Below are 12,650 nucleotides of genomic sequence, written 5' to 3'. Positions count from 1 at the left end.
TAAAAGTTTCATTACTGACTAAGTTTACCCAAGATCCACAAATTTGACAGGTCAGCTATGCCAAATTGATAACTTAACTGAGCAGGGTGAGTAATATTCCATAACGCTAAATCTGCACGCATACCAATCCTTAAAATACCGCGGTCTTTAAGACCCAGTGCTTTGGCTGCATTTCTCGTCACACCACAGAGGGATTCTTCTGGCGTCATTCTAAACAAGGTACAGGCCATATTTAGCATTAACCTAAGTGAACAAAGTGGTGCAGTCCCTGGGTTAAAATCACTGGCTATTGCCATAGCCACTTGATGTTTTCTGAGTAATTCAATCGGGGGCTTTTGTGTTTCTCTCAAGAAATAGAAAGCGCCGGGCAGCAACACAGCTGTCACGTCACCTTTCGCCATCGCCTTAACCCCCGCTTCATCCAGATACTCAATATGATCAGCAGATAACCCTTTAAAGTCGGCAACCAGTTCACTCCCATGCTGATTAGATAGCTGCTCGGCATGACACTTTATTTTTAGTCCCAGAGCTTGTGCTCGTTCAAAAACTTGTTTGGTTTGCTGATATGAAAACCCAACATTCTCGCAAAATACATCCACAGCAGTTGCCAATTGGCGCTCCGCAACTAAAGGCAACATCGTATCGCATACTAAATCAATATAAGCTTGGCTATTATCTTTATATTCCGGCGGTAGCGCATGCGCACCTAAAAATGTGCTATGGACATCAATTGGGTGGTGATCATTCAGTAGTTGATTGATTTCCAATAATTTCAGTTCATTATCAACATCAAGACCGTAGCCAGATTTACTCTCAACTGTGGTCACTCCTTCTCTTAAAAGGCTGTTGAGACGGTCTTTGCCATTTACAAATAAGGACTCTCTATCGGCTAAACGCGTTGCTTTGACCGTGCTTGCGATCCCTCCACCTTGCGCTGCAATCTCCTGATAGGATGCGCCTAGTAACCTTTGTTCAAATTCGTTGGCTCGAGATCCTGAGAATAAAATATGCGTATGGCAGTCAATTAACCCTGGTGTTAACCATTGGCCATTCGCTTTGTGAATGGGCGTCGCTAGCGCATCGGTTTCAGGCAGTGATGAACAAGGGCCAAGCCAGCTGATTTTACCGTCCTTGATAGCTATAGCCGCGTTTTCTATTGCTCCATAAGGGTTATCGAGGGTGGGATCCATGGTTGCGAGGTTAACATCAATAATCAATAAATCAGCTTCTAACATTATCGTTTTCCTATCTAAACCTGAATACTCTGAGGTGAAACAGTCCGCAATTGCTCAATAAGAGAAGTATAGAGACCATAAATTTATGCCCTGAGTCTAACAGGCATACTTGTATATACAAGATAAATGTGCCATCTTTATTTACATAAATACTAACTCGAGATAACAACAGTGGCCGATCTTCCAAAGTTTGCGTTGATAAAACAGTATATTATCGACAACATTCGTGCAGCTCGTTGGCACGAGAACGACCGGGTTCCCTCGGAGAATGAATTAGCGGATCAGTTTACAGTGAGTAGAATGACTGCAAGGCGTGCACTAAGCGAGCTCACTGAAGCTGGAATTTTAACTCGTAGCCAAGGGTTAGGTACTTTTGTAGCAAGCTTTAAATCTCAGTCTTCCCTATTGGAGATCCGAAACATTGCTGATGAGGTGAATGCACGTAATGGTAAGTATACCTGTACAGTATTAACGCTAGAATTAATTGCAGCCGTTGCACCTATTGCTATCGCTCTTGGTGTTGAAGCTAATGCACCTGTGTATAGAAGCGTTATCGTTCATAATGAAAATGAGCAACCGCTGCAAGTTGAAGAGCGCTTTGTAAATCCGCTGTCAGCGCCTGAATATCTTGACCAAAACTTTGAACAGATCACACCACATGAGTATTTATCTCACGTTGCACCGCTGACTGAAGCAAGGCATACGGTGGAAGCCATTATGCCATCACAAGAAGTTTGCCAATGGCTTGGACTGTATAATGAGGAACCCTGTCTGCAAATGATTCGCAGAACCTGGTCAGCAAAAGGGATTGTCAGCTTTGCACGCCTCATTTCACCGGGCAGTAAATACCGACTAGGTGGGCACCTCACCTTTAAACAGAAACAATAAATACAATACGCCGTGGCTAAAGCGCTACGGCAGCATCATCAACACACATAATAACGCGCTTATTATGTAAAAAATAAGCACACAACCTAACGAAGCGAAGTTCAACTATGCTTTCCACTAGACTTCTCACTTAGGTTGTATATACAACAGGAGAGAGCAGAATGAGTGAAAACCCAAGATTAGACACAAATCGCGAGATCCGCGCACCGCGGGGAACAGAGATCACCGCAAAGAGCTGGCTTACCGAAGCCGCAAAGCGAATGTTGATGAACAACCTTGACCCTGAAGTGGCTGAGCACCCTAATGCACTGGTGGTTTATGGTGGTATTGGTCGTGCCGCTCGCGACTGGGCATGTTTTGATAAAATCGTTGAAACGTTAGACCGCTTAGAAGAAGATGAGACCTTACTGGTGCAATCAGGTAAACCGGTCGGCGTATTCAAAACTCACAGTAATGCGCCTCGTGTCTTAATTGCTAACTCAAATTTAGTACCACATTGGGCGAACTGGGATCACTTCAACGAGCTGGATAAAAAAGGTCTGATGATGTATGGCCAAATGACCGCAGGCTCTTGGATCTATATTGGCTCACAAGGTATTGTACAGGGCACATACGAGACTTTTGTCGCGATGGCAAAACAACACTTCAATGGTGAAGCAAAAGGCAAGTGGATCCTAACCGGTGGCCTTGGCGGCATGGGCGGTGCGCAGCCACTCGCAGCAACAATGGCTGGTTTTAGCGCCCTCGTTGTTGAATGTGATGAGTCACGAATTGATTTTCGTCTTAACACACGCTACGTCGACCGAAAGGCAACCACACTTGATGAAGCGTTAGCTATCATTAATGAAGCTAACGCTTCTGGACAACCAGTATCCGTTGGTCTGTTGGGCAATGCTGCGGATGTTTATGCTGAGTTGGTTGAGCGCAACATCACGCCTGACGCAGTGACCGACCAAACTTCTGCGCACGACCCACTAAACGGCTACTTACCGCAAGAGTGGACTATGGCTCAGGCAGCTGCACTTCGTCAAAGCGATCCACAAATGGTTGTAAAAGCGGCAAAACAATCTATGGCGGTGCAAGTAAAAGCCATGCTAACGCTGCAATCGCGCGGAGCTGCAACAACTGATTACGGGAATAACATTCGCCAAATGGCGCTAGAGGAAGGGGTCGATAACGCCTTTGATTTCCCGGGTTTTGTTCCTGCTTATATTCGCCCACTGTTTTGCCAAGGCATAGGTCCATTCCGCTGGGTTGCGTTATCTGGCGATCCTGAGGATATTTATAAAACAGACGCGAAGGTTAAAGCACTTATTCCAGACGACCCACACCTTCACAATTGGTTAGACATGGCACGCGAACGTATTCAATTCCAAGGTCTACCTGCTCGTATTTGCTGGGTTGGGCTAAAAGATAGAGCACGCCTTGCACGAGCATTCAATGAAATGGTCAAAAATGGGGAACTCAAAGCACCAATTGTTATTGGCCGTGATCACTTAGATTCTGGCTCTGTAGCGAGTCCAAACCGGGAAACCGAATCAATGATGGATGGCTCCGATGCAGTATCAGACTGGCCGTTACTCAATGCCCTGTTAAATACCGCAGGTGGTGCAACGTGGGTCTCACTGCATCACGGTGGTGGCGTTGGTATGGGCTTTAGCCAACATTCTGGCGTAGTCATTGTGGCGGATGGCACAGACGAAGCTGACGCTCGTTTATCTCGGGTACTATGGAACGATCCAGGCACCGGTGTGATGCGCCACGCAGATGCAGGATATGACATTGCAAAAGACTGTGCAAAAGAACAGAAACTTGATTTACCAATGCTGGAAGGAAAGTAAGCATGTACTCACTAAATTTACTCCCAGGCCAGTTGACGCTGAGTATTTTGCGCCAAATCAACCGACACCCTGTATCTTTAAGCCTTGATGAGTCAGCAAAAGCGGCCATTGAAAACAGTGCAGAAACTGTACAACAAGTGATTAAAGAAGGTCGCACTGTGTATGGGATCAACACCGGCTTTGGACTACTTGCTAACACAAAGATTGCTAAAGATGAGCTGGAGTTATTGCAGCGTTCTATTGTACTGTCGCATGCAGCTGGCATTGGCGAGCTGATGGACGATAGTACTGTCCGACTCATGATGGTGTTGAAGATCAACTCGCTATCTCGAGGGTTTTCTGGGATCCGCCTTAAAGTGATTGAGTTTTTGGCAGCCTTGTTGAATGCGCAAGTCTATCCATGCGTACCAAAGAAAGGTTCGGTCGGTGCATCTGGCGACCTTGCACCATTATCACATATGTGTTTACCGCTATTAGGGGAAGGCCAAGTACGTCACCAAGGCAAACTCATTGATGCTAAAGAAGGCTTAAGGATCGCTGGACTTGCGCCACTTACATTAGCTGCCAAAGAAGGCCTAGCGCTATTAAATGGTACACAAGCATCCACTGCTTTTGCATTGCAAGGCCTGTTTAGAGCTGAGGATCTTTATGCCCAAAGCTGCGTAGTTGGTTCAATGAGTATAGAAGCGGCGATGGGAAGTCGCTCACCATTCGACGCACGTATCCATGAGGTTCGCGGTCAACAAGGTCAAATAGATACTGCATTTGCGTTTCGCGATATATTGCAAGCTCGTTCTGAAATCAGTGACGCCCATGTAGACTGTGAAAAAGTTCAAGACCCATATTGTTTACGCTGTCAACCACAAGTCCTTGGTGCTTGTTTAACTCAGATCCGCCAAGCAGCTGAGGTTATCCTTATTGAGTCGAATGGTGTTACTGATAACCCATTGGTCTTTGCAGATGCCGGTGACATTATCTCAGGCGGCAACTTCCACGCAGAGCCTATTGCTATGGCTGCTGATAACCTAGCGATCGCGATTGCTGAAATTGGTGCCTTAGCTGAGCGTCGTATAGCCCTGCTCATCGACTCAAGTTTATCAAAATTACCACCCTTCTTAGTTAACAATGGCGGTGTAAATTCTGGCTTTATGATTGCACAAGTCACCGCAGCCGCATTGGCCTCTGAAAACAAAACACTCGCACACCCAGGCAGTGTTGACAGTCTGCCAACCTCAGCCAACCAAGAAGACCATGTTTCAATGGCCACATTTGCAGCAAGGCGTTTGCAAGACATGGCCGACAACACTCAAGGAGTGTTGGCAGTAGAATACCTAGCAGCCGCACAAGGGCTGGATTTTAGAGCGCCACTTAAACCATCGAGTAAAGTAACAGAAGCCCACCATATTCTTCGTGAAGTGGTGACTTTCTATGATAAAGACCGCTATTTCGCGCCAGATATCGAAGCTGCAAATAATTTACTGGAGCAAGCAGCGCTGGCACACCTACTGCCAGCTCAGCTATTACCGTCAACTCCAGTTACATAATCTCAATAAATCGCATGACGATACTCAAAGCCGAGCTCAGTAATACGCTCGGCTTTTATAATGCGATCCTGAGTTGCAGAGGATGCAAACGTCGGCTCTGGATTACCCAACTGTTTACAGTGGCGTTGGTAAAACGCTTTTCGTGTTGGATGAGACGGATAACAAATGTTATAGATATCTGCTGCTTCCTGCCAGTGAGCAACAATGCTAGTTATCGCCGCAACGACATCATCCCTATGTACCATATTGACTCGAGCATTTGCTGAGCTTGATAACGCTTTACCCGCAACAAACCTGCCAGGCTCTCGGTTTGGCCCTTGTAAACCAGCAAGGCGTGCAATCTTACCGCCACTATTTAGCACCCGCTCTTCAGCATCTCTAAGTATACTAACTCGTAAAGTTGACTTGTCAGCAAGTGCGCCTTGCTCATCATATTCCGCGTCAGCTGTGTCATAAACCCCAGTGCTAGAACAAAGCAAAAACCCTTTAGCAGACATTTTCTTGGCCAGAGATAAAGCCTGCTCTAAGGTGTTAAGGTAATTACTATCAACCTGTCTGGCTCTTGGCGGGATAGCACAGATCCAATAAGCATGTTCTAGGGTCACAGAGTGCTCAACTTGGCCTTGCTCCGTCAACACGAATTGTCTAGACCAAGGGTGAGTATGATGCAATTGTGTTCTCGTCCCCTCAACTTGCCAACCTTGTAGCTGAGCGTGTTGACATATTGCCTGACCTAGCCATCCTGCACCTAATACCACAACATTACAATTTAATACTTTCATCTTAATATAGCCTTACCCTTTGAGTTCACTTGTATTATCTATGTAAAACAAGTCAACGCAAACGGTAGCGTTCTGTTTTTATCTATGGTTTATTATTGTTTGCATAAGCTAAAAATAAGAACTGTCATGCTCGAGAATTTATCCCTACGAAAGAAAATATTGCTGTTGATCGGCGGCACTATTTCGATGTTGTTAATCATCGCATCAAGCTTTTTTGTAAATCATATTGCAACACTCTCAAGAGAGGGGATTGAACGGGAAACACAAAGCTATATTCAGGCTGAAAAACTTGCCATGGAAGCATTTTTTGGTCAGTACGGCAAAGTCGTTGAAACCTTTGTCTCTACCCCACATAACATTCATTGGTTCGAGAATTACAAAACACGCGGTGCTGATCTTAGTCGCGATAAAGATTATCAAGAGGTTAACGAAGACTTAGTTCGGATAGCCCGTGGTGATGAAAATATTCTCTCGGCTTTCATCGCGTCTGCCAATACCGGTGAGTACTTTAAAGAAAACGACCGAACTTCAGCTTATTCTGATGGCAGGCCTTACTACGCTTACAAGCGTCCTTGGTGGCAAGAAACACTTGATGTCGGTCAGTTGTATGTTGGCCCAATTGCCACAGATATAAACACAGGGGCTGTTTCAGCCGTGATCCGCCAACCTATTTATGGCAGTAATGGTAAATTAGTCGCTATGGGTGGTGTTGATCTGCAAATTAATAAATTAAATGACATGGTGGAGCAAATCCAGTTTCAAGGTAAGGGCTATGGCTTCTTACTCGATGGTGATTTAAAAGTGGTACATTTATCCGAGCGCACGGGGCATTCACTTTCAACAACAGACGAAGGCGCTAAGGGAAAAGAAGGACTAGATGGACTGGAATCCCAATTTAATAATACCCATGGTTTTGCAGCTCTTAATAATGCAATAAAAAGTAACCCTGTAGGCTTTGCAAGTGTCACTTTCAAAGGACAGGAATATTATGTTGTTTACGATAATGTAAAACTAGACAACCCACTTTTAGATTGGCATGTCGGCATCCTTATACCTGTTTCTTTAATTAACGAACCTGTCGACGAAGCGGTGATGGGTATCATCACCATTTTGATTGTTATTATAATGATTATTGTAGTCATGATTTTTATCGCTACACAGATGATCACAAGGCCGATTGTGGCGCTGACAGAAACCATGCGTGATATTGCATCTGGAGAAGGAGATCTAACAAGGCGCATCGACATTACCAGTAAAGATGAAGTAGGCCAACTTGCCCATCATATGAATACCTTTATTGATAAGTTAAGAGCCATGATGCTGGATACCGCAGCACAAGCACAGCAACTAAGTAGCGCATCGGCACAACTGCGTGAAGTATCAAACAACACAAATAGTGAAATTCAGCGTGAGAAAGAGCAAGTAGATAGCGTCAGTGCTGCGGTTACTGAAATGGCCGCAACCGTTACGGAGATCTCTCGCAACGCACAAGAAACAAATCAAGCTGCTGACGTCGTGCAACGCGTAACCAATGAGGGAGCAAGCCGCTCTTCACAAGCACAAGACGTAATGACTGAATTGGCACTACATATTGGTGAGGCAGCAAAAGTGGTAGCAGGTCTTGAGCAAGAAACCAGCAACATCGGAGCAGTGATAGATGTGATCAATGGTATTGCTGAGCAAACCAACTTACTAGCGCTCAACGCTGCAATAGAGGCAGCTCGTGCAGGTGAGCAAGGTAGAGGGTTTGCCGTTGTAGCAGATGAAGTAAGATCACTTGCAAGCCGGACACAAGAATCAACCGACGATATTCGTAATATGATCTCCCGTTTGCAGCAAATTGCGCAAAAAGCCTCTGTTATGATGCAACAAGGACAAGAGCGTGCAGAAGGTACTGTTGAAGAAACTCAAGCAGTCCTTAACGCTTTAACAGAAATTACAGAGTCAGTAAAAACAGTCCAAGATCAAAGTCATCAGATAGCTACATCAACTGAGCAACAAACGGTAGTGGCAGAAGATATAAATAACAGCCTCAATCAAATCAATGAGCTAGTTAATAGCACTGCCAACCACGCTAACGTATTGGCTGATGAGGCTCGAGATTTAAATGACTTGGCTAAAGCGCTTAACTCAACCGTTAATCAATTTAAGTTATAATCTATACGTTAAAGCATGCCGTAACCACGGCATGCTTTGATCTGAGGCAAACCCAAATCGGCTTGGACGCAGTACACTCTCGTCAATACTATAACTCGAGAGTGCGTATCGTGATTAATTTACCTATTTGGAATGACTCCCTTATCAGCAAGTATAATATCTCAGGTCCGAGATATACCTCCTATCCAACAGCGCTATCGCTAGAGACAGGCTATTCCCACAATGACTTGCAAACGGCAATAATGGGGTCAAACTCTCGAACGCTTTCCTTGTATATTCACATTCCTTTTTGTCATCAGCTCTGTTATTACTGTGGTTGTAATAAGATCATCACCCGCCATCAGTCAAAAGCCGATCTGTATCTTGATTATTTAGCCCAGGAGATTGTCGCAAAAGCACTTTTCTTTGAGCATTATACGGTAGAACAGCTACATCTAGGCGGCGGTACACCCACTTTCTTAACCGAACAGCAAATGACTCGGTTAATCACCATGTTGAATAACGCCTTTACGTTTTCAGATGGTGCACAGCGTGGTATCGAAATAGACCCCAGATCCCTCGCACCGAACATGATGCGTCACCTACATCAGCTCGGATTTAATCGTGTGTCTTTCGGTGTACAAGATTTTAATGACGAAGTTCAAACAGCAGTAAATCGCCCACAACACCTTAATGAAGTGCTCGCTACGTTAACTGAGGCAAGAGAGCTTGGCTTTAAGTCTATCAACATGGACATGATCTACGGGTTACCATTTCAAACGGTAGAGAGCTATAAAAAGACGATTGAACAGCTTATCGCACTGTCTCCTGACAGAGTATCAGTGTTCAATTACGCCCACCTTCCTGATAGATTTGCAGCTCAGCGAAAGCTAAAGGAAATCGATATGCCAAGTGCAAACGAAAAACTGGCTATCTTTAAACAAACGCTAGAGCAGATGACTACAGCAGGATACCAATTCATTGGTATGGATCACTTTGCTAAAAAAGACGATGAGCTGGCTATGGCGCAAAATGAAGGCCATCTTCACCGCAACTTTCAGGGCTATACAACCCATGGTGACTGCGACTTATTAGGCTTAGGTGTTTCTTCTATTTCACAAATTGGTCATATGATCTTGCAAAATGAGAAAGATTTAAAGCCTTACTACCAAGCTATTGAAGCTAAGCAATGCGCTATTAGCAAAGGCATCACATTAAGTGATGATGATGAAATTCGTGCCTCGGTGATAAAACAGCTTATTTGTCATTTTGAATTAGATAAAGGGCAGTTCGAACAACGTTTTGATATTAATTTTGATGAATATTTTTCTCAAGCTCTCACCGCATTAGCGCCGCTAGCAGCAGATGGACTCGTGACGCTAACTAAACACACCATCAAAGTCACCAGTAGTGGAAACCTGTTTATCCGCATTATTTGTATGTGCTTTGACGCTTATTTACAAAGCCAAATTAAAACAACACGCTTCTCACGCGTAATTTAGCCCTTACCTTTCAAGTTACTTCATTTTAGCCATTCGGTATCAAAAATACCGAATGGTACTTACCTAATTAGCCAAAAATAACGCCACAGCTTTGCTCTTTTCTTCTCAATCTGAAGTATTGATAATGAGTTTTTAACACCGTAGCATTCGACTTACGTCTGTAAATTAAGCAGCTATTAAAACAGGTAAATATTCATAGATTGATTGCTTTCATTGAGGTGAGTGCATGTAGTTAGTTTTTATTCTTTTTGTTTGAAGCCCGACAGCTCGGCGGGTAAACCGCCTCCTACCAGTCCTGCACTATGTTGATATTGCGGTGGGAGCGAGTTTACCTCGAGATGTTACGAAGTAGGATGTTTTTATTCTTTTTATTTGAAGCCGACAGCTCGGCGAGTAAACCGCCTCCTACCAGTGCTGCACTTTGGTGGTGTTGTGGTGGGAGCGAGTTTACCTCGTGATGTTACAAAGTAGGATGTTTTTATTCTTTTTGTTTGAAGCCCAACAGCTCGGCGGGTAAACCGCCTCCTACCAGTGCTGCACTATGTTGATGTTGTGGTGGGAGTGAGTTTACCTCGCGATGTGTTGATTGCTTTGTAATGTATTGATTGCTTTTCGAGGTGTTGATTATCTTGTGAGGTTTTCTTTTCAAATCCCACATAGCAAAAAACCCGCTGCATTGCTGCAAAGGGTTTCTTTTCGGCGGGTAAACCGCTTCCTACCAGTGCAGCACTATGGTGGTGTCGTGGTGGGAGCGAGTTTACCTCGCGAGGTGTTGATTGTTTTGTAATGTATTGATTGCTTTTCGAGGTGTCGATTATCTTGTGAGGTTTTCTTTTCAAATCCCACACAGCAAAAAACCCGTCGCATTGCAGCAACGGGTTTCTTTTCGGCGGGTAAACCGCCTCCTACCAGTGCTGCACTTTGTTAGTGTCGTGGTGGGAGCGAGTTTACCTCGCGAGGTGTTGATTGTTTTGTGAGGTGTTGATTATCTTGTGAGATTTTCTTTTCAAATCCCACATAGCAAAAAACCCGTCGCATTGCTGCAACGGGTTTCTCTAATAAGGCCCTGGCTCGCTACGAAGTAGGATGTTCTACTTTCACATGGGAAGCCCACACTATCATTGACCGGGGCCGACCCTTCGCGGGGCTCGCCTTCGAGCTGTTTTGTTTCACTTCTGAGTTTGGGTGACAAGAAACCGAAGCAACGCTTCCAGTTCGAGGAAGTGAGCGCATGGATACGCGAAGGGGAAATACTACATGGAAGTACTTTACTACAAATGCAAAAAACCCGTCGCATTGCTGCAACGGGTTTCTCTAATAAGGCCCTGGCGATGTTCTACTTTCACATGGGAAGCCCACACTATCATCGACGCTGTTTTGTTTCACTTCTGAGTTCGGCATGGGGTCAGGTGGTTCCAAAACGCTATAGTCACCAGGAAATCTGGGTGCAAATGTTTAATGACATCGTGCCTCGCACGAGCATTCCATTTGCGCAAGGTGAACCGATTTGCTATATCGCTGAGGTTGGTCACCTTGTTTAATTCTTAAATCTAGAAAAGCTATTAAATTCTTTTGTCTACTTCAGTCTATTAACTTCTGTCGCTAAACCACTTTGGCGTTGTATGGTTAAGCCTCACGGGTAATTAGTACGAGTTAGCTTAATGCCTCACAGCACTTCCACATCTCGCCTATCAACGTTGTAGTCTTCAACGGCCCTTCAGTTGACTCTAAGTCAAAGTGAGAACTCATCTCGAGGCTCGCTTCCCGCTTAGATGCTTTCAGCGGTTATCGATTCCGAACGTAGCTACCGGGCAATGCAATTGGCATCACAACCCGAACACCAGCGGTTCGTCCACTCCGGTCCTCTCGTACTAGGAGCAGCCCCTCTCAATTCTCAAACGCCCACGGCAGATAGGGACCGAACTGTCTCACGACGTTCTAAACCCAGCTCGCGTACCACTTTAAATGGCGAACAGCCATACCCTTGGGACCGACTTCAGCCCCAGGATGTGATGAGCCGACATCGAGGTGCCAAACACCGCCGTCGATATGAACTCTTGGGCGGTATCAGCCTGTTATCCCCGGAGTACCTTTTATCCGTTGAGCGATGGCCCTTCCATTCAGAACCACCGGATCACTATGACCTACTTTCGTACCTGCTCGACGTGTCTGTCTCGCAGTTAAGCTTGCTTCTACCATTACACTAACCGTACGATGTCCGACCGTACTTAGCAAACCTTCGTGCTCCTCCGTTACTCTTTGGGAGGAGACCGCCCCAGTCAAACTACCCACCAGGCACTGTCCTCAACCCCGATTCAGGGGCCTAAGTTAGAACATCAACACTACAAGGGTGGTATTTCAAGGTCGGCTCCACACAAACTAGCGTCTGCGCTTCAAAGCCTCCCACCTATCCTACACATGTAGGGTCAATGTTCAGTGCCAAGCTGTAGTAAAGGTTCACGGGGTCTTTCCGTCTAGCCGCGGGTACACAGCATCTTCACTGCGATTTCAATTTCACTGAGTCTCGGGTGGAGACAGCGTGGCCATGGTTACACCATTCGTGCAGGTCGGAACTTACCCGACAAGGAATTTCGCTACCTTAGGACCGTTATAGTTACGGCCGCCGTTTACCGGGGCTTCGATCAAGAGCTTCGCCTAAGCTAACCCCATCAATTAACCTTCCGGCACCGGGCAGGTGTCACACCGTATACGTCATCTTACG

General features: G+C 45.3%; 7 protein-coding genes and 2 rRNA genes (1 of these 9 cut by a window edge). 5 read left to right on the top strand and 4 right to left on the bottom strand.

Going from position 1 to position 12,650, the window contains the following annotated elements:
- Positions 1-11: 11 nt before the first annotated feature.
- Positions 12-1,235: an imidazolonepropionase gene (hutI, locus tag J8Z24_RS01975; protein WP_252095175.1), complete on the bottom strand. Its 1,224-nt coding sequence runs from the start codon at positions 1,233-1,235 to the stop codon at positions 12-14.
- 171 nt (positions 1,236-1,406) lie between these two features.
- On the opposite strand from hutI, the gene hutC reads away from it, so the two are divergent.
- From hutC to hutH, 3 genes are all read left to right on the top strand, one after another.
- Positions 1,407-2,123: a histidine utilization transcriptional repressor HutC gene (hutC, locus tag J8Z24_RS01970; RefSeq protein ID WP_252095174.1), complete on the top strand. Its 717-nt coding sequence runs from the start codon at positions 1,407-1,409 to the stop codon at positions 2,121-2,123.
- Positions 2,124-2,284: 161 nt separating this feature from the next.
- A complete protein-coding gene (gene hutU / locus J8Z24_RS01965; protein ID WP_252095173.1) occupies positions 2,285-3,964 on the top strand; it encodes a urocanate hydratase in 1,680 nt (559 codons plus the stop codon).
- A gap of 2 nt (positions 3,965-3,966) precedes the next feature.
- The gene (hutH, locus tag J8Z24_RS01960; RefSeq protein WP_252095172.1) at positions 3,967-5,508 is read left to right on the top strand and encodes a histidine ammonia-lyase; all 1,542 of its coding nucleotides are present in this window, start codon (positions 3,967-3,969) and stop codon (positions 5,506-5,508) included.
- 2 nt (positions 5,509-5,510) lie between these two features.
- Here hutH and J8Z24_RS01955 read toward each other — a convergent pair whose 3' ends face one another.
- The gene (locus J8Z24_RS01955; RefSeq protein ID WP_252095171.1) at positions 5,511-6,290 is read right to left on the bottom strand and encodes a Rossmann-fold NAD(P)-binding domain-containing protein; all 780 of its coding nucleotides are present in this window, start codon (positions 6,288-6,290) and stop codon (positions 5,511-5,513) included.
- A gap of 126 nt (positions 6,291-6,416) precedes the next feature.
- Between J8Z24_RS01955 and J8Z24_RS01950 the strand changes: the two genes are divergently transcribed.
- Together J8Z24_RS01950 and hemN are read left to right on the top strand one after the other, a co-directional pair.
- Positions 6,417-8,447 (top strand): methyl-accepting chemotaxis protein, encoded by a 2,031-nt coding sequence (locus tag J8Z24_RS01950; RefSeq protein ID WP_252095170.1) that lies wholly within the window; start codon positions 6,417-6,419, stop codon positions 8,445-8,447.
- 110 nt (positions 8,448-8,557) lie between these two features.
- Entirely contained in the window at positions 8,558-9,928 is a 1,371-nt protein-coding gene (hemN, locus tag J8Z24_RS01945) for an oxygen-independent coproporphyrinogen III oxidase (RefSeq protein ID WP_252095169.1), read from the top strand.
- A 1,323-nt stretch (positions 9,929-11,251) separates the two neighbouring features.
- Here hemN and rrf read toward each other — a convergent pair.
- A 5S ribosomal RNA gene (gene rrf / locus J8Z24_RS01940) occupies positions 11,252-11,365 on the bottom strand.
- Between the two features lie 185 nt (positions 11,366-11,550).
- Positions 11,551-12,650 (bottom strand): 23S ribosomal RNA (locus J8Z24_RS01935) (it continues 1,785 nt past the right edge of the window).

It is taken from the genome of Pseudoalteromonas sp. SCSIO 43201, assembly GCF_023716725.1.
GTDB lineage: Bacteria > Pseudomonadota > Gammaproteobacteria > Enterobacterales > Alteromonadaceae > Pseudoalteromonas > Pseudoalteromonas peptidolytica.
The sequence above is the reverse complement of the archived record's forward strand: the minus strand, read 5'-3'. Positions and strand labels throughout refer to the sequence as shown.

What these genes read in the sequence shown, in the direction of transcription:
- J8Z24_RS01950 (WP_252095170.1), top strand. Translation starts at nt 6,417, where the DNA reads ATGCTCGAGAATTTATCCCTACGAAAGAAAATATTGCTGTTGATCGGC.
- hutH (WP_252095172.1), top strand. Translation starts at nt 3,967, where the DNA reads ATGTACTCACTAAATTTACTCCCAGGCCAGTTGACGCTGAGTATTTTG.
- hutU (WP_252095173.1), top strand. Translation starts at nt 2,285, where the DNA reads ATGAGTGAAAACCCAAGATTAGACACAAATCGCGAGATCCGCGCACCG.
- hutI (WP_252095175.1), bottom strand. Translation starts at nt 1,235, where the DNA reads ATGTTAGAAGCTGATTTATTGATTATTGATGTTAACCTCGCAACCATG.
- J8Z24_RS01955 (WP_252095171.1), bottom strand. Translation starts at nt 6,290, where the DNA reads ATGAAAGTATTAAATTGTAATGTTGTGGTATTAGGTGCAGGATGGCTA.